This window comes from Maribacter sp. R86514, assembly GCF_044597005.1.
Taxonomy (GTDB): Bacteria; Bacteroidota; Bacteroidia; order Flavobacteriales; family Flavobacteriaceae; genus Maribacter.
In genome coordinates, this window is the sequence record NZ_CP138999.1 from 836,730 (window position 1) to 854,762 (window position 18,033).

Genomic DNA, 18,033 nt, shown 5'->3' on the forward strand with positions numbered 1-18,033 from the left:
AAAGCTCCATAAAGGAGCTTTTAATTATTTAGTTTTCTTCTGCTTGTTAATTTCATCTTGTAGTTGCCTACTTATTTTTTGCTCTCGCTCTAAAGCTCTTCTTCTATGGTCTTCGTATTCAACTTCTAGTTCAGAAAGGTTTTGTTTTGCCTCTTGGGTTAAAATATTACTATTTCTAAATTTATAGATAAATAAACCTAGCGTTAAAAACAATGCTCCAATTATTGTCCAAAGAACAAAATTATAAGTCCCTTTTGAAACAGGTAGACCTAAGAAAGACATACTATCTTTTTCTTCGGTAACCGCCCCTAAATTAGTAGTAGTTTCTTCTAATTTTTTATTTAAGGATGTAATAGTAGTTTCGTGCTCTGCAATAGTAGTTTTAAGCTCGCCAGTTTTTTTATTCATAGCGGCTATGGAATCCAAAACATTTCTACGTATTTTAAAAAGATTGGTTTCTTTTACCACCTCGTATCTAACACCATCGGCTCTATAATTTCCTGAACGTTTTGCAATATAATCGAACTGATTGCTGATCGGACCTTCGTCAAGAGATAGTTTATCTTGCTCTTCTTCAGTATCTTGTGCAAATTGTACATTACTAGCTAAAATAAAGACCAGTAACAATAGTATTCTATAAAACTTCATGTAATAGATTCTTAGGTTAATTTGAATAATTTAGAGTCGACTAAAGTACTTTATAATTATTGAATAAAGAAAAAAAAGTACAAAGCATAAAACTGTTTATTTAATTACGTAAGAAATCATCAAATAGATGTTTTCAATATGACGATTAATAATAGGTAAAACGACGAACTTTTGCAATATACTTTGCCAAACGAATTACTTGGTGAGAATAACCGTATTCATTGTCATACCAAATATAAAGAACAACGTTTTTACCAGATTCCGATACAATAGTTGCCATGCTGTCGTAAATAGATGGCGCAGAGGTGCCTATAATGTCTGAAGATACCAATTCTTTATCTAAAGAGTATTTAATTTGTTCTACCAAATCACCTTCTAACGCATACTTTTTAATCATACTATTTACGCCTTCTAAAGATGTTTTTTGATTTACATCAAGATTTAAAATAGCTAAAGAACCGTTAGGAACAGGAACTCTAATAGCGTTAGATGTCAGTTTACCATCTAATGAAGGTAATGCCTTTGTAACCGCTTTTCCAGCACCGGTTTCGGTAATTACCATGTTTAGTCCGGCTGCGCGACCTCTTCTATATTTACCATGCATATTATCTACCAAGTTTTGGTCGTTGGTATATGCATGAATAGTTTCTAAGTGTCCTTTTTCGATACCTAAAGTTTCTTCAATAGCCTTTAGTATTGGTGTAATGGCATTTGTTGTACAAGATGCTGCTGAAAAAATGTTGGTGTTATCGGGATCATTTTCTAAATGATTTACACCGTGCACAATATTAGGTACTTCTTTTCCTGGTGCAGTCAATAGCACTTTAGATGATCCATTTGCTTGCAGGTGTCTTTCCAATTGTTCTTTGGTTCTGAAAGCGCCGGTATTATCAATGATCAAGGCTTCGTTAATACCGTATTTGGTATAGTCGATTTCTTCGGGCATGTTTGCGTAAATAACATGTACCGTTGTGCCGTTGATAATAAGTTTTAGATTGGCGTAGTCAACTTTTACCGTACCATTAAAAATACCATGTACAGAATCGGTTCTAAGTAAACTTGCTCTTTTTTCAAGGTTTTCAATACTTGGTTTGCCTCTTACTACAATTGCTCTTAATCGTAATTGATTGCCTTTACCTGTTTTAGACATTAATTCTCTGGCAACTAATCTTCCTATTCTACCAAAACCGTATAAGACAACATCTTTAGGTTCTATATTTTTAAAATCTTGTGCCGATTGTAATTTATCTATTACAAAAGATTTTACGTTGTTTAAGATGTTAGTGTCAGAATGGTATTCGTAGGTTAGTTTGCCAATATCCAGTTTCGATGGCGGAAGCATCATATCTGAAATAGCCCGAAGAATTTCTACGGAATCAAAAATAGATATCGGTTTCTGTACAAATTCACCTGCGTACTCATGTAAATGAATAATGTCACTTACATTTTTGTCGATAACCTGATTTTTAAAAAGGACAATTTCAATAGATTTATCGTACCATAAATCGCTAACGATTTTGATAAATTCAGTCGTAGCTTTTCTGCGATCTGCTTGAAATGCCAGCTCTTTTTCAAATGTGGTTTGTGGAGCCATAATTTGTTGATTATTTTTAGAATTCGCACAAAACTAGAAAAATTAACCACTTAAAATAAATATTTTTCAAAAAAAAGCCCTCGTTTTTACGAAGGCTGTATTTTTTACTTGAATTATTATTGAAAGATCAGTCGGTCTCTTTCACCATTTGAGCCTACCATAACAATAACCGTTTTTCCATATTTAGAAATGCTTGCAAAAGCGGTGTAAGCGTCATCGATATTTCCTATTTCATAATCGTCTACTTTGACAATTACTTTTTCAGACAAGCCGTAACCTCTGTATCTTTCAGGTACTCCGGTGATTTTTACACCAGATGTTGTCTTGTAAACCTTCTTGTCGTGTTCGGTCAGGTTTCTAACTTCTAAACCCATTTCAGGTACTATTAACTTCTGTCTTTCTTTTAATATTAAAGGAAGTGTAAGTAGTTCTTTATCTCTATCAACAATAAATTCTAGAGTGTCGCCTGGTCTTTTTGTTGAAAGATATCCGGTTAAATCAGGATATTTATGTACATCAATTTCATCGACTTTTTTAATAATATCACCGACAACGATTCCAGCTTCTTCCGCTGCAGACTCTTCTTCTACCAATTCAATAAACACTCCGTCGATATTATTGATACCTCTTTCTATAGCATCTCTGGTATTTACTGGAGCAGGACTAATGCCCATAAATCCTTTTTGAACGTTACCGTATTCCAATATGTCTTGAACGACCTTTTTTGCAATATTACTAGGTACTGCGAAAGAATATCCTACATAAGAACCTGTTTGTGAGGTAATAGCCGTATTGATACCCACTAAATCGCCATTAGTATTTACTAAGGCACCACCAGAATTACCTGGGTTTACAGCAGCATCGGTCTGTATGAAAGATTGATTTTTGCCAAGATTACGAGCTTTAGCACTAACGATACCTGCGGTAACAGTGGAAGTTAGGTTAAAGGGATTACCTACGGCTAACACCCACTCGCCAATTTTGGTATGGTCAGAATCGCCGAAAGCTAAGTAAGGTAGCTTTTCATTAGGGTCGATTTTTATTAAAGCAATATCAGAATTTGGGTCGGTACCGATCAATTCGGCTTTGTATGTTCTATTGTTGTTTAGAGTTACCTGTAATTGAGTGGCTTTGTTGATGACGTGGTTATTGGTAACAATGTATCCGTCAGAAGATATAATTACACCTGATCCAGTTCCTACTTGTGGTACCGCACTTCTACTGGTTCCATAAAAAACATCGAAAATAGTGGTAGGAGCTTTACTTATAGTGATATTCTTTACGTGGACCACGGCATTAACGGTATTCTCGGCCGCAACGGTAAAATCCACCTCATTGATACCGGCACCTCTTGCAGAAGTTGGTGTGTAGCTTGCATTTACAATACCGCCATTGTTTTCTTGACTAATGACGGTGAAATTTTCCTTCTCGAAAAATAGTTTGTAAGCACCCAATGTAATTGCACCGGCGAAAACAGATATAAACAAGAGACTTGCTATTCTTTTCATATTTATCAAAGATTTAACGTATTATGCACAAAATTACTCGTTTTTATACTATTTCATAAGCGTTTAACTACTTTTTAACTACCAAGCAAAACGTAATTATGTGCTATCTTTGAGACTTTATTATAGTATGGAAAATACATTTTATAAATATCAGGGTACCGGTAATGATTTTGTGATGATCGACAATCGAAACGAAGAATTTCCGAAGGATAATACCGAATTAATAGCTAAAATTTGCCATAGAAGATTTGGGGTAGGTGCTGACGGACTTATTTTACTGGAAAATGACGAGGCTACCGATTTTAAAATGGTCTATTATAATGCCGATGGAAACGAGAGTAGTATGTGTGGTAATGGGGGAAGATGCATTGTTGCATTTGCCCATTTTCTAGAAATTATAAAGAAGGATACTGTTTTTATTGCTGTAGACGGGCTTCATGAAGCAACCATTATAGATGATGTGGTAAGTCTTAAAATGATAGATGTAAAAGAAATAAAAGAGAAATCAAGTGCCCTCTTTATGAATACGGGCTCGCCGCACCATGTGCAAATGGTGAGCGATTTAAAGTCTTTTGATGTCACTAAAGAAGGTGCGCGAATGCGTTATGGTGTCTACGGAGAAAAGGGTAGTAATATCAATTTTGTAGAGGCAAATACCAAAGGCGGATTTGATATAAGAACCTATGAACGTGGCGTTGAAGATGAAACTTTATCATGTGGTACAGGGGTAACTGCAGTTGCATTAAGTATGTATCACCTAGGTAATACAAAAGATAAGAGCATTGCGGTCAATGCATTAGGTGGTCAGCTAGAAGTGACCTTTGAAGAAGAGGACGGTGTGTATAGTAATATATTTCTTAAAGGAGAGGCGAAGCAAGTATTTAAAGGAGAGCTAACGTGGTAACATTAAAAGGAGAACAAATATATTTAAGGGCTTTAGAGCAAAGAGATCTTGATTTTTTGTACGAACTTGAGAATAATACCGGTGTTTGGGAAGTGAGCGGTACGGTTACACCGTATTCTAAAGATGTGTTGCAACTTTACCTAGATAGTGCTCACAGAGATATTTATGATGTAAAGCAATTAAGGCTGGTAATATGTTCTAAAGATCATAAAGCTGTCGGTTTAATTGATGTTTTTGATTTTGAGCCAAATCATAATCGGGCAGGAATTGGAATAATCGTATTAGATGAGGGTCAAAGAAATAGGGGAATAGGTTCAGAGGCTATTACGCTATTGTGTACTTACCTATTTAATGTTTTGGGGTTAAAGCAGATCTACGCAAATATTTTAGAGGAGAATGCACCAAGTCTGCATTTATTCAAAAAACTAGGATTTCAAGAAATTGGAGTTAAGAAAGATTGGGTACGGTTTAAGGATACCTATAAGAATGAAGTATTATTGCAAAAAATAAATAATTAATGTACATCAAACGTATTTTACTGGGCATAGTGCTCTTAGGTTTAATTGGAGGCGGAATTTTTGCCTATACGGTTTACGGAACTTTCTTTACTCCGAACACTAGTTTGAATAATGAAGAAGCTATAGTTTTCATACCTACGGATGCTTCTATTGAGGATTTAAAAGAACGACTTTCTCCCGTATTGGAAGATTTTGATTCTTTTGAGTCAGCTGCAGATAGAAAAGGATATTTAGGTAATATTAAGGCAGGAAGGTATAGATTAGGTAAGGGAATGAACAATAATGAGATTGTAAATTCTTTACGAAGTGGAAACTTACCTGTTAAAGTGTCATTTAACAATCAAGAAAATATCAATGATTTAGCGGGAAGAATTGCAGGTCAGATCGAGGCGGATAGCATTTCATTGGTCGCGGCTTTCAATGATAAAGATTTTTTGAAGGCAAACGGATTTGACGACGCCAATAAAATAGCATTGTATATCCCTAATAGCTATGAGTTCTTTTGGAATACATCTGCAGAATCATTCAGAGGTAGAATGTTAAAAGAATACAATCGCTTTTGGACCGATACTCGTAAAGACAAAGCGAGTGCTCTTGGTTTAAAGCCAAATGAGGTAATTGCCTTAGCATCTATTGTTCATAAAGAAACCGCAAAAGTTGATGAAAGACCTACGGTTGCAGGGGTTTATTTGAATCGATTAAGAAAGAAAATGTTGTTGCAGGCAGATCCTACCGTTATTTATGCAATTAAGAAAGAAACGGGAAATTTTGATACTATAATTAAAAGAGTGCTCTACAGGGATCTAGAAATGGATTCTCCATATAATACTTACAAATATGCAGGTTTGCCACCTGGTCCTATTGCAATGCCCGATATTACTGCAATAGATGCGGTTTTGAACCCTAAAAAGCACAATTATTACTATTTTGTAGCAAATGTAGAAAAGTTCGGTTATCACATGTTTGCAGAGAATTTAACGCAACACAACCGAAATAAAGCGCAGTACATCCGATGGATCAACGCTCAGAAAATCAAGAGGTAAGCTTTCATCCGAATTTTAGAACTTCTTAACTAAATCTGTATTCTTTTAACAGAACCTTCTTAAAGTCTTATAAATTCAGGTCTACCTTTGCCGCAGAAATTTAAGCAAGCAAATAGTAGTCGCCGTAAGTCTTAAGAAATATATGATATGAGAAGATGGATATTAGCAAGTTGTCCTCTGATTGTGATTTTTGTTTTATCTGGTTATGGGTTTAAACCTTTTACGGTTGAAGTGCCTAAGCAGTTAAAAGTGAAGGAATCTTTTTTGGTTTCTTATCCTCAGGAAGAGGCTTTATTGGCAAATTATCAAATCGCTCCCCCGTTTCTTGGTAGTCAATTTATAGGCTTTAAAGAAGCATTGGCTTTTAAAGAGTCTCAAGGCAATTATTTTGTGATAAATACTTTTGGTTACTTGGGTAAGTATCAATTTGGTCTAGGTACGCTAGAGTTGGTTGGTGTTTATGATGGCGATCAGTTTTTGAGCAACCCTGTGTTGCAAGAGAAAGTATTTCAGGTGAACACGTCACGTAACAAATGGATTTTAAGAAGAGATATTAAGCGTTATGTTGGTGTAAAAATGAATGGCATTCAAATAACGGAATCCGGTATTTTGGCTGCTGCACATTTAGCAGGACCTGGTAATGTAAAGTTGTATCTAAGATCTCACGGTCGTATGGAGCTTTCGGATGGTTATGGTACCAGTATTTCCAATTACATGAAAAAGTTTGCTGGTTATGATGTTTCTATGGTAGAGGGAAAGCGTAATCCTAGAATATAAGAGTTTAAGTAGATATGAAAATGGGAAACCTTGGCATTTATTTGTCAAGGTTTTTTTATGCCTGAATGATAAAGATAGCAGGTCTTTTGTGTAAATCTACATTCTCTTTTTTCCAATGTATAGCAGTCTTGGTTTTAATATATTCCGTAGGTAATGTAATATCGGCAGCTACGCATATTCTTGTGCTTGGAGCTAATGTTTTAATAAGCTCTTCTAGCATTTTGTTATTACGGTAGGGTGTTTCAATAAATAGTTGAGATTGGTTTTCTTCTTTAGACCTGCGTTCCAAATTCTTGATATACTTTTTACGGTCAGAACTATCAATAGGTAGGTAGCCATTAAAAGCAAAATTTTGACCGTTCATGCCACTTGCCATCAAAGCTAATAGAATGGAAGAGGGCCAACCAAAGGTATTACTTGAATATTTTTGTCGTGTGCAATTTTAACTACTGCAGCGCCTGGATCGGCTATACCTGGGCAACCGGCTTCAGAAAGTATTCCTACATCGAAACCTTCTAAACACGGATTCAAAAAACTTGGAATCTCGGCAGGTTCCGTAAACTTGTTTAAAACAAATAGTTTTAAGTCTGGTTGCGATTTTCTAGGGCTGATTTTTTTGATAAAACGGCGAGCGGTTTTTTCATTTTCAACCACGTAGTGGTCTAATTTCTCAATTGTTTGTTTAATTGAGATTGGTAAAACCTCTAAAGGTGGCATATCGCCTAATGTTGTAGGTATTAAATATACTTGTCCTGTTTTTCCGTTTTGCACACTCATTTATTTACTTTGTAATCTCGCTGCTATACGATCGCAAGCTTGGTCGATCATTTGAAATACATTTTCAAATCCGTCTTCAGCATCATAATATGGATCTGGCACTTCTTTATCAGATAAACTTATTTCATTTAAAATAAGCTTTACTTTTTCTACCTCATCATTATTTCTTGCTAAACTTATGATATTGGCATAGTTACTTTTATCCATGGCGTATATGACGTCAAAAGCATCAAAATCAGAAACGGTAAATTTTCTGCAAATTTGAGAGCTTATGTCCAAACCATGTTCATGGGCTACCTTAATCGATCTTGGGTCAGGAGCATTACCAATATGATAACCTCCGGTACCTGCCGAATCTACGAAAATTTTAGTAGCGTCAACTTTACTTTTTAGAATGCCTTCTGCTAATGGAGACCTACATATATTACCCAGGCAAACCATCAACACTTTCATGTAACGTAAGTTTTAAGAAAATTTCTTAGTAAGGTCATCTATGTATTTGCGAAACTGCTTATCGGTTTCGGCAAGATTGTCAACAGTTTTGCATGCGTGTAAAACAGTTGCATGATCTCTTTTTCCAATTTGCGAACCAATACTTGCTAATGAAGCTTTAGTAAACTTCTTGGCAAAGAACATGGCTAATTGTCTTGCTTGTACAATGTGTCTTTTTCTTGTTTTAGATTGTAAAGTGGCAACGTCCATTTCAAAGTAATCAGAAACTACTTTTTGTATGTAGTCGATAGATACTTCGCGTTTGGTGTTCTTTACAAACTTTTCTACAACCTGTTGAGCAAGCTCAATAGTAACCTCTCTTTTATTTAGAGTAGACTGTGCTATTAGGGAAATAATGGCACCTTCTAATTCTCTAATATTTGTTTTAATATGTTTAGCAACATATTCAATGATATCTTCAGGTATTTCAACACCATCTCTATATAATTTATTCTTTAGGATAGAGATTCTTGTTTCGTAATCAGGACTCTGCAATTCTGCCGATAATCCCCATTTGAAACGAGAAAGTAAACGTTGTTCAATATCCTGCATATCTACAGGCGCTTTATCTGAAGTTAAAATAACTTGTTTTCCGTTTTGGTGTAGATGGTTGAAAATATGGAAGAATACATCTTGCGTACCAGATTTACCTGATAGAAATTGTACATCATCAATAATCAATACATCTATTAACTGATAGAAATGAATAAAGTCATTTCTGGTATTTTTCTTAACGGATTCAATATACTGTTGTGTAAATTTCTCCGCAGAAATATATAAAACAGTACGTTCAGGGTATTTATCTTTTATTTCAACACCAATAGCATGAGCTAAGTGAGTTTTTCCAAGACCTACACCACCAAAAACCAATAACGGATTAAAAGATGTGCCACCTGGTTTATTGGCAACGGCCATACCGGCAGATCTGGCTAATCGGTTTGAGTCACCTTCAAGGAAATTGTCAAAGTTATAATTAGGATTTAACTGCGATTCTATTTTGATATTTCTAATACCCGGAATTACGAACGGATTGCGTAATTCTGGATTTTTAGATTTAATCGGAACATCCATTTCTTGGGCCGCCATTGCACCTCTGTTGGAACTTGGAATCTTTTCTGTAAAAGGCTCTTTGTTACCATAGGTGTTTTCCATTCTAATAATATAGACCAACTTTGCAGATTCACCCAACTCTTTGGTTAAAGCAACTTTTAAAAGTTTAACATAATGTTCTTCTAGCCACTCGTAAAAGAATTTACTTGGCACTTGAATACTTAATGCTTTCTCTGAAAGTTTAATCGGTTTAATGGGCTCAAACCATGTTTTGAATGCCTGCGGTTGGATATTATCCTTAATAAACACCAAACAGTTTTTCCATACGGAATTTGCAGTAACACTCATAATAAATTATACTCTTTTAATGGTTAGTGTTGAGCTATAAGTGATTAGAAAAAATCAATATAGGTTCTCGTTCAACTTGGGCAAATATGTGAACAAAATATTGAAAAAAAAAATCGAATGTCATTGAATTTGACCTTTTTTTTTCTCATGTTCGCTTACTCAAAGGGGGAGCTTTTAAATATATACTTTTTACTTGAAATAAATGCGAACAAACGAAATTTCTTTTCGAATTAGATACTCAGAAACTGACCAGATGGGGGTTGTCTATCATGGTAACTATGCTCAATATTTAGAATTGGCAAGAGTTGAATGGTTAAGGGCATTGGGTATTTCCTACAAAAGCATGGAGGAAGGCGGAATTATGCTTCCGGTAATAAGTTTGTCCATAAAATATTTGAAGTCGGCTTTGTATGATGATTTAATAACCGTTAAAGTTATTTTGAATAAAAAACCGGCTGTAAGAATTGAATTTGATTATGAAATTACGAATGAGGCAGGAGAATTATTAGCTACGGCAAATACCGTTTTGGTTTTTATGGATATGGAGCGTAAAAGACCTACTAGATGTCCGCAAATACTTTTAGATAAATTGGAGTATTAAAAATTATTCAATTTCCCTTATTTCTAATTTGTGATGAGCTTTTAAAAGGTTCATTGTTTTTTTGAAATCACTCTTATTGATAGAGAGTATCATTTTGCATTTTAAATGTAAATCTTGAGATACGATATTCAATTGGTGTTTTTTTACCAAACGCATTACAACATCCATTTCTGAATATTCAAAAGTTACTGATAATTGTTGCTGTAAAACCTTGGTAACTATTATAGCATTTTCCAACGCTAGCTTAGCGGCTTCTTTGTAAGCACTTATTAATCCGCCTACTCCTAATTTTGTGCCACCAAAAACACGAACAACTGCAACTAGGGTATTTGTTACATCAAAAGATTGTAATTGACCATAAATGGGCATACCGGCAGAATTGTTTGGTTCACCATCGTCATTGGCGCGATATGATTTTGTTTCAATACCCATTTGCCAAGCATAGCATACGTGGTTTGCTGTGGGATATTCTTTTTTAAGAGCTTCAATATGTTCTTTAATCGTTTCTTCATCAGAAACAGGAAAACAATAGCCATAAAACTTGCTCTTTCGCTCTTTGAACAAAATAGGACCAGATGGTTTGGCGATTGTTTTATAGTCGTCCATTGTAGTAATCGGTATATTTTAAATGAAAGTCATTAGTTGCTGACCAAAAGCGACCAGAATGATACTAAAGATAGCCAATCCTATTCCAAACCAGTTTTTGATTGTTAGGCGCTCTCTGAAAAGTAAAATACCAAGCAAAGTTGAGAACATAACAATAGCAACATTGTTTATGGTAAAAACCGCAGCACTGTTCCACGTAGGATGTTGTAGCGCTTTTAATAAAAAGTAGATGGAAAAATAATTAGGTATACCTAAGCAAATACCGCCAAGTATATTTTTGAAATTAATTTTAAGTCGTTGCTTGGTAGATTTAAATGCTATGAAGAATAAACCGAATATACCTGCAGCGGCAAAAACCGTAGCTGAGAACAAGGCATATTCCTCTTCGGGCATATGTGCATCTTGAAAATACTTTATACTGGTATCGATAGTACCTGAACCTAGAAAGACCAAAACAGGTAGTGCAAAAGCCCATTTCTCTGCTTTGATTTTCTTTTCTTTTAATGAAGTAAAGTAAACGGCTAATAAGGCTAATATGATTCCTATAATTTCTAATACTCCAAGTGATTCTTTATAGAAGAACACTCCGAATAGCACCGGTATGGTTAACGACATTTTTGTAGCAACCGAAGCAACGGATACTCCCAGTTTCTGAGAGGTGGCTGCCATTAAATTGAATATCAGTATGAAAAGAAGACCTAAAGCGACACTTCCCCAGAACCAACTTTTCTGTGGTATTTCAGCAAGGTGTATGGGCTCATCATAATAAATGATACCTACAGTGCAAGCAACAAAGTAATTGGTAATTATGGCATATATCGTTTGAACCTGATATTTGGCATACAATTTAAAAATAACGAAGATTAGACTTGAAAAAAGAATGCTAAGCGCTAAATACATCATTTAGAGATGGCTTAAAGTTTCTAGAACATCTTCTTTACCCACTTGAAGATTCCAGCAATGTATACCTAGCTTAGAAGCGGCATCTGTATTTTCTTTAGTGTCATCTAAAAAGAACGTCTCATTTGCATTTAATTCATTTTCTTTTAAGACAAATTCATAAATATCTGCATTAGGTTTGCGCATTTTCATTTCTTGAGATAGGTAGAAAACCTCAAAACAGTTTTTAAATCTCTTGAAGCGTTCCAATCCCATGGATTCTTTCACTTTGTCTATGTGTAAATCATTGGTATTACTTAATAAAAACAATCGGTATTTATTATCGTTTTTTAATTTTTCAATGAATTCTAAGCGTTCTTCAGGAAAATCTAAAATAATGGAATTCCATGCGTCTTTAATCTGATCTTCAGAAGCATTGGTAAAAATACCCTGTATTCGATTAACAAATTCATCAGACTCCATTAATCCCATTTCGTATTCTTTAAAAATAGTATCCAATTCCGGGGTCAATTCGGTGAATCCGAATTTTGCCATTTCTAATAAAGGGGCTTGCTTATCTAGATTAATGAAGATATCTCCAAAATCAAATATGATATTTTTAATCATTACGTATTATGGTTAGTTGGTCGGTTAAAATTTGAATTTGTTTTAGTCTTCGTCCTGATATTTTGGGTGCGGCAATACCTTTAGAAAATCTGTTTGTTCCTTTGAAAATTCTTGCTTCGTCCCAAAGGTTAGCATCAATAAAACTTTGAAGTGTTTGTAATCCGCCTTCGATTATGACACTTTGTATTTGTTCTTCGTGCATCATATCGCACATTTGTTGTGGTATGTTAGAATTAAAATCTAAGACTTTATAAGTTACTTCGGCAATATCATCTTTGCGTTCATTTATTTCGGTGCAAATTATGGTTTTTTGCTTTCCGTCAAGAACATGATAATCCGTTGTTATTTTTAGGCTTCTATCTAATACTATGCGTGTTGGTGCTTTGCCGTCCCAATCTCTTAGGTTTAATTGCGGATTGTCATCTAAGACCGTATTCGTGCCTACCAAAATACCAGCCTCTTCACTTCGCCATTTATGTACTAATTGTCGCGATTTTGTATTAGTGATCCAATAGGGTTTCTTCTCTTCTCCACGTTTTAACCGTTCAGGAGCAATAAATCCGTCAGCGGTTTCTGCCCATTTTAAAATTAAGTATGGTCGTCTTTTAGTGAAAAAAGTAAGAAAGCGTTTGTGATGTTCCTCGCATTCTTTTTGTAGAATACCAACTAGTACAATACAACCTGCTTCTTCTAATTTTTTAATTCCTTTACCGGCTACTTTTTCATGCGGGTCCTTTAAACCTATAACAACTTTAGGTATTCCCATTTTTACGATTAAATCTGCACAAGGCGGAGTTTTACCGTAATGAGAACAAGGTTCTAAGGTTACATAAATGGTAGATGATTTTAAAAGCGAAACATCAGAAACGGAGTTAATTGCATTGACCTCAGCGTGAGAGCCACCGTATGCGCTAGTAAATCCTTCGCCAATAATTTTATCATTATGCACAATTACAGCGCCTACCATAGGGTTGGGTGCTGTTGATCCTAGTCCGTTCTTTGCTATCTGTATACAACGAAGCATATAGGTTTCATCGGTAGAAAGCGCATCTCTATTTAACGGCATTGAATTGTTGGTATCTAGATTATTAATGGACATCAAACTTTAGCTTTCTAATTAAATTAATTTTATCAATGGTAAGTATAGTCAGATATATAACTTTAAATTTTAAGCTAATTAATTAACCACAACGTTCGTATTTATTTCTAAACAACTCAATTTTCTCAATAGTTAATTTTTTGAAATGGGATTTTTAAATTCAGAATCGATTTCAAAAGGTGAATCTGTAAATTCTATAGCTCCTAAATCAGTTTTTAAACTCCACAAAGTTTCTATCATAAACTCATCCAAATCTTTTGGAATTTTCATTTTACTATCTTGAAATTGTTTTATAAGAACATGTAAATATTCTTGTATTGTTGTTTTTCCATCTGCATCTAAAAACATTTCTTGTGACCAATAATCCATTGTTATTATTTTAATCTTTCCGGTATGGTCTTTTTCAAATAGATTAATTTGTTCGGTATTTAACCAGTCCCATTTTTTTACACGTGAAAAGTACTTATCCTTATGTGGGTATGATTTTATAAATTCAAATTCAGGAGGGGTATTTTTCTTTTTAAAAAAATTGAACATAACTAAAGGTCTGTTTTTTAATAATTGTTAACAAAACGTATCTTCACACCTCAAAAATAGTACTTTAAAACCTATTGCCTTATTCTTATGGAAAATGTAATTATCCGTGAAATTAGAAAGGAAGATAACCCTCAAGTAGCCAAAGTTATACGACAGGTATTAGCTGATATGGGTGTTCCAAAAGTGGGGACAGCATATGAAGACCCTTCATTAGATAACATGTTTGAACATTATGAGAAGCCTAAGGCAACTTATTTTGTTGTAGAAGAGAATGGTTCTATTTTGGGATGTGCAGGTATAGCTCAATTAGATAATTATGAGGGTAATGTAAGTGAGCTTCAGAAAATGTATTTTTTGAAAGAGGCTAGAGGTAAGGGTTTAGGGCATAAAATGATAAGCGTTTGTTTAAATCGTGCCAAAGAATATGGCTTTGATTCTTGTTATCTAGAGACATTACCTAGTATGGAAGCTGCTCAGAAATTATACAAGAAAATGGGCTTTGAATATATAGAAGGCAGAATGGGAGATACGGGTCATTATTCTTGTCCTGTATTCATGCTTAAAAAATTGTAACTGTGTTATTAAAGGAGATTAAAAATATATTTCATTTAGAATTAGATGCTATTTATGGTAAGGACGAGGTAAATAGTTTCTTCTATTTACTAATTGAGCATTATTTTGATTTAGAACGTTTTGTTCTGGCAATTCAACCAGAGTTGATTATAGATAAAGAACAGGAGACTGTTATATTTCAAGCCTTATCTGAATTAAAACTAGAAAATCCTATTCAGCATATTATTGGAACATCATATTTTATGGACCTAGATTTTAAGGTCAATGAACATGTATTAATACCAAGACCTGAAACTGAAGAATTGGTTCGTTGGATATTGGATGATGTAAAAGATGTAAAACAATCATTGACTATTTTGGATATGGGTACAGGTAGTGGGTGTATTCCAATTTCTGTGGATAAGAATTTGACGAATGCAAAAGTATTTGGGTTGGATATTTCTACGGAAGCTTTAAAAGTAGCAGATGAAAATAACCGATTACTTGGTGCTAGCGTAAATTTTTTCAAAGTGGATATACTGTCTCTGGATAAAGAAACGGTAACAAAAGAATTAGACCAGAAGTTTGATATCATTATATCTAATCCGCCATATGTGCGAGAATTAGAAAAAGAAGAAATGCAGAATAATGTCATAGACCATGAGCCTGGTTTGGCACTTTTTGTTCCTGATGAAGACCCGTTAAAGTTTTATAGCGCAGTAGTTAATTTTGCAGCTGACCATCTAAATGAAGACGGATGTTTGTATTTGGAGATTAATCAGTATTTAGGTAAAGAAACGATGAGTTTATTAGAAGAATCTAATTTTAAGACTATAGAGTTACGTAAAGATATGTTTGGCAATGACCGCATGATAAAAGGAATAAGAAAATGAAAAGTATTGTAGTTTTTTGCGGCAGTAGTGAAGGTGTTGATTCTGCATATGGTTTACAGGCATCAGAATTAGGAGAGACTTTCGGGAAGAATAATATTCAATTAGTTTATGGTGGTGCTAAAATAGGCATCATGGGTAAAGTAGCTGAAGGAGTATTAAACAATGGAGGAAAGGTGATAGGAGTAATTCCTGTATTTCTAAAAAAGAAAGAAGTGGTTCATGAGGGGTTAACAGAATTAATAGTTACCCAAAACATGCATGAACGTAAATTGAAGATGCATGATCTATCTGACGGAATACTAATGCTACCTGGCGGATTTGGAACCTTGGAGGAATTTTTTGAAATGTTGACCTGGTCTCAATTGGGATTACATCAATATCCGATAGGAATATTAAATACAAACGGATTTTATGATTCCCTTTTAAAGATGATGCATGATATGGTCAAAGAAGGTTTTGTAAAACAAGAACATATAAATACTATTTTGGTGGACGATGATATAAATTCATTACTAGAAAAAATGGAAAATTACATTCCGTTACCAACACCAAAGTGGATTAATAAAGAGCAGCTTTAAGGAATATGAAGGTAAAAATAGAAGCACTAAGAAAGGAGTTACGAGAGCATAATCATAATTACTATGTGTTGGATATTCCGACCATTTCTGATTATGATTTTGATATGAAATTGAAAGAATTACAGGATTTGGAGGCAAAACATCCGGAATTCTATGATGCCAGTTCACCTTCACTTCGTGTTGGTGGAATGATCACTAAGAATTTTGCGACAGTAGTTCATGAGCACAGAATGTATTCTTTAGATAATTCGTACTCCAAAGAAGATTTAGAAGATTGGGAGAAACGTATTCAGCGTAACCTAGGCGATGTGCCTGTTGCTTTTACGTGCGAGTTAAAGTACGACGGTGCATCTATCAGTATTACCTATGAAAAAGGAAAACTGATAAAGGCGGTTACTCGTGGTGACGGAATTCAGGGAGACGATGTTACCAATAATATTAAAACGATAAAATCTGTTCCGCTGCAACTTAAGGGAGATTACCCTGAGAAGTTTGATATACGTGGAGAAATCGTTTTGCCTTTTGACGGATTCATGAAAATGAACGAAGAGCGCATAGCAAACGGCGAAGATCCATATATGAACCCTAGAAATACAGCTTCAGGCAGTTTAAAGCTTCAAGATAGTAGTGCTGTTGCAGAAAGACCGTTAGAGTGTTTGTTATATAGTATAGTAGGTAGAAACTTGAATATAGATTCTCAGTTTCACATGTTAGAGAAAGCCCGTGAATGGGGTTTTAAAGTGCCAACCGTTGCAAAGCTTTGTCAAACCACAGATGAAGTTATGGCATTTGTAGAGGAATGGGATGTGAAAAGACATGAATTGCCATATGAAACAGACGGAGTAGTAATCAAAGTAAATAGTCTTCAGAATCAAGAAGAATTGGGCTTTACTTCTAAAGCTCCAAGATGGGCAATGGCATATAAGTTTAAGGCGGAACAAGTTTCTACAACCCTGAATGAAATTACATATCAAGTAGGGCGTACAGGGGCAATTACACCTGTGGCGAATTTAGAACCTGTTTTATTGGCTGGTACAACGGTCAAAAGAGCTTCATTGCATAATGCAGATCAAATAGCAAAATTAGATATTCGTGTTGGTGATGCCGTATTTGTAGAAAAGGGAGGGGAAATTATTCCAAAAATTATAGCTGTTGACTTTACCAAAAGACCTGCAGATTCCGAACCTACCGAGTATATACATCAATGTCCGGAATGTGGAACAGCGTTGACTAGAACAGAAGGCGATGCTAAACATTACTGCCCTAATGAATATGGTTGTCCTCCACAGATAACGGGTCGTATTCAGCATTTTATTTCAAGAAAGGCAATGGATATCGAGGGCTTAGGTGGTGAGACTGTAGAGTTGTTATTTAAAGAAGGTTTAATAGACGATTATGCAGATTTGTATAAACTCACCAAAGAAGATATTTTACCTCTAGAGCGAATGGCTGAGAAGTCCGCCGAAAATTTAGTCAAAGGAGTATTAGAATCGGTAAAAGTGCCTTTTGATCGTGTATTGTTTGCCTTAGGTATTCGTTTTGTAGGGGAGACCGTGGCAAAGAAATTGGCAAAAGCGTATAAGAATATAGATGCGCTAAAAGAAGCAACTATAGAGCACTTGACTTCGGTAGATGAAATAGGTGATCGTATAGCACAAAGTGTGATAGACTTTTTTGCAAATGAAAAGAATAAAGATGCCATAGAAAGATTACGTAGTTACGGAGTGCAATTAGAAATATCTGCAGAGAAATTACAAAACCAGACCGATACTTTAGCGGGGAAAACCTTTGTAGTATCAGGTGTTTTTGAGATATTGAGTAGAGATGAACTTAAGAAGAAAATAGAAGATAATGGTGGTAAGGTAGGTTCTTCGATATCATCAAAGACCAGTTTTTTGGTTGCAGGAGATAAAATGGGGCCAAGTAAGCGAACCAAAGCAGAGAAGTTGGACATACCGATTATCAGTGAGCAAGATTTTATAAACATGTTAGCATAAACAAC

Annotated in this window: 19 protein-coding genes and 1 pseudogene; 9 read left to right on the plus strand and 11 right to left on the minus strand. The window is 34.9% G+C overall.

The window, feature by feature from the left end:
• Positions 1 to 24: 24 nt before the first annotated feature.
• The 3 genes from SJY30_RS03615 to SJY30_RS03625 form a co-directional block, all read right to left on the minus strand.
• On the minus strand, positions 25 to 648 hold the full coding sequence (locus tag SJY30_RS03615) for a tRNA (guanine-N1)-methyltransferase (protein ID WP_396634246.1): 624 nt from the start codon (positions 646 to 648) through the stop codon (positions 25 to 27).
• A gap of 145 nt (positions 649 to 793) precedes the next feature.
• Positions 794 to 2,242, minus strand: a complete 1,449-nt coding sequence (locus SJY30_RS03620) for a glyceraldehyde-3-phosphate dehydrogenase (protein ID WP_396634247.1) — start codon at positions 2,240 to 2,242, stop codon at positions 794 to 796.
• A gap of 116 nt (positions 2,243 to 2,358) precedes the next feature.
• Positions 2,359 to 3,750 (minus strand): S1C family serine protease, encoded by a 1,392-nt coding sequence (locus SJY30_RS03625; protein ID WP_396634248.1) that lies wholly within the window; start codon positions 3,748 to 3,750, stop codon positions 2,359 to 2,361.
• A 127-nt stretch (positions 3,751 to 3,877) separates the two neighbouring features.
• Between SJY30_RS03625 and dapF the strand changes: the two genes are divergently transcribed.
• The 4 genes from dapF (at position 3,878) to SJY30_RS03645 (ending at position 6,992) form a co-directional block, all read left to right on the plus strand.
• On the plus strand, positions 3,878 to 4,654 hold the full coding sequence (gene dapF / locus SJY30_RS03630) for a diaminopimelate epimerase (RefSeq protein WP_396634249.1): 777 nt from the start codon (positions 3,878 to 3,880) through the stop codon (positions 4,652 to 4,654).
• Positions 4,648 to 5,172 (plus strand): GNAT family N-acetyltransferase, encoded by a 525-nt coding sequence (locus SJY30_RS03635; protein WP_396634250.1) that lies wholly within the window; start codon positions 4,648 to 4,650, stop codon positions 5,170 to 5,172. Before dapF ends, SJY30_RS03635 begins: the two co-directional genes overlap by 7 nt.
• Positions 5,172 to 6,215, plus strand: a complete 1,044-nt coding sequence (gene mltG, locus SJY30_RS03640; RefSeq protein WP_396634251.1) for an endolytic transglycosylase MltG — start codon at positions 5,172 to 5,174, stop codon at positions 6,213 to 6,215. Before SJY30_RS03635 ends, mltG begins: the two co-directional genes overlap by 1 nt.
• 147 nt (positions 6,216 to 6,362) lie before the next feature.
• Positions 6,363 to 6,992: a hypothetical protein gene (locus tag SJY30_RS03645; protein WP_396634252.1), complete on the plus strand. Its 630-nt coding sequence runs from the start codon at positions 6,363 to 6,365 to the stop codon at positions 6,990 to 6,992.
• A gap of 55 nt (positions 6,993 to 7,047) precedes the next feature.
• Here SJY30_RS03645 and SJY30_RS03650 read toward each other — a convergent pair.
• From SJY30_RS03650 to dnaA, 3 genes and pseudogenes are all read right to left on the minus strand, one after another.
• Positions 7,048 to 7,769 (minus strand): annotated as a pseudogene (locus tag SJY30_RS03650) (SAM-dependent methyltransferase).
• Complete coding sequence (locus SJY30_RS03655) at positions 7,770 to 8,222, minus strand: low molecular weight protein-tyrosine-phosphatase (protein ID WP_396634253.1); 453 nt, start codon at positions 8,220 to 8,222, stop codon at positions 7,770 to 7,772.
• 12 nt (positions 8,223 to 8,234) lie between these two features.
• The gene (dnaA, locus tag SJY30_RS03660; RefSeq protein WP_396634254.1) at positions 8,235 to 9,659 is read right to left on the minus strand and encodes a chromosomal replication initiator protein DnaA; all 1,425 of its coding nucleotides are present in this window, start codon (positions 9,657 to 9,659) and stop codon (positions 8,235 to 8,237) included.
• A gap of 202 nt (positions 9,660 to 9,861) precedes the next feature.
• On the opposite strand from dnaA, the gene SJY30_RS03665 reads away from it, so the two are divergent.
• Entirely contained in the window at positions 9,862 to 10,260 is a 399-nt protein-coding gene (locus tag SJY30_RS03665) for an acyl-CoA thioesterase (RefSeq protein WP_396634255.1), read from the plus strand.
• Between the two features lie 3 nt (positions 10,261 to 10,263).
• Here the strand turns inward: SJY30_RS03665 and SJY30_RS03670 are convergent, their stop codons facing one another.
• The 5 genes from SJY30_RS03670 to SJY30_RS03690 all read right to left on the minus strand — a co-directional run bounded on the left by SJY30_RS03670 (position 10,264) and on the right by SJY30_RS03690 (position 14,008).
• Positions 10,264 to 10,866, minus strand: coding sequence for an IMPACT family protein (locus tag SJY30_RS03670; protein WP_396634256.1), 603 nt, complete (start codon positions 10,864 to 10,866; stop codon positions 10,264 to 10,266).
• An 18-nt stretch (positions 10,867 to 10,884) separates the two neighbouring features.
• The gene (locus SJY30_RS03675; RefSeq protein ID WP_396634257.1) at positions 10,885 to 11,769 is read right to left on the minus strand and encodes an EamA family transporter; all 885 of its coding nucleotides are present in this window, start codon (positions 11,767 to 11,769) and stop codon (positions 10,885 to 10,887) included.
• On the minus strand, positions 11,770 to 12,372 hold the full coding sequence (locus tag SJY30_RS03680) for an HAD family hydrolase (RefSeq protein ID WP_396634258.1): 603 nt from the start codon (positions 12,370 to 12,372) through the stop codon (positions 11,770 to 11,772).
• The gene (ribD, locus tag SJY30_RS03685; RefSeq protein ID WP_396635302.1) at positions 12,365 to 13,438 is read right to left on the minus strand and encodes a bifunctional diaminohydroxyphosphoribosylaminopyrimidine deaminase/5-amino-6-(5-phosphoribosylamino)uracil reductase RibD; all 1,074 of its coding nucleotides are present in this window, start codon (positions 13,436 to 13,438) and stop codon (positions 12,365 to 12,367) included. The genes SJY30_RS03680 and ribD overlap by 8 nt, the downstream gene beginning before the upstream one ends.
• 165 nt (positions 13,439 to 13,603) lie before the next feature.
• Positions 13,604 to 14,008, minus strand: a complete 405-nt coding sequence (locus tag SJY30_RS03690) for a hypothetical protein (protein WP_396634259.1) — start codon at positions 14,006 to 14,008, stop codon at positions 13,604 to 13,606.
• Positions 14,009 to 14,095: 87 nt separating this feature from the next.
• Here SJY30_RS03690 and SJY30_RS03695 point away from each other — a divergent pair, with 87 nt between their 5' ends.
• From SJY30_RS03695 to ligA, 4 genes are read left to right on the plus strand one after another with little or no spacing between them, the layout of a single operon-like run.
• Positions 14,096 to 14,581, plus strand: coding sequence for a GNAT family N-acetyltransferase (locus SJY30_RS03695; protein WP_396634260.1), 486 nt, complete (start codon positions 14,096 to 14,098; stop codon positions 14,579 to 14,581).
• 2 nt (positions 14,582 to 14,583) lie between these two features.
• On the plus strand, positions 14,584 to 15,453 hold the full coding sequence (gene prmC / locus SJY30_RS03700; protein WP_396634261.1) for a peptide chain release factor N(5)-glutamine methyltransferase: 870 nt from the start codon (positions 14,584 to 14,586) through the stop codon (positions 15,451 to 15,453).
• Positions 15,450 to 16,031, plus strand: coding sequence for a TIGR00730 family Rossman fold protein (locus SJY30_RS03705; protein ID WP_396634262.1), 582 nt, complete (start codon positions 15,450 to 15,452; stop codon positions 16,029 to 16,031). Before prmC ends, SJY30_RS03705 begins: the two co-directional genes overlap by 4 nt.
• Positions 16,032 to 16,036: 5 nt before the next feature.
• Positions 16,037 to 18,028: an NAD-dependent DNA ligase LigA gene (gene ligA, locus SJY30_RS03710; RefSeq protein WP_396634263.1), complete on the plus strand. Its 1,992-nt coding sequence runs from the start codon at positions 16,037 to 16,039 to the stop codon at positions 18,026 to 18,028.
• Positions 18,029 to 18,033 lie beyond the last annotated feature (5 nt).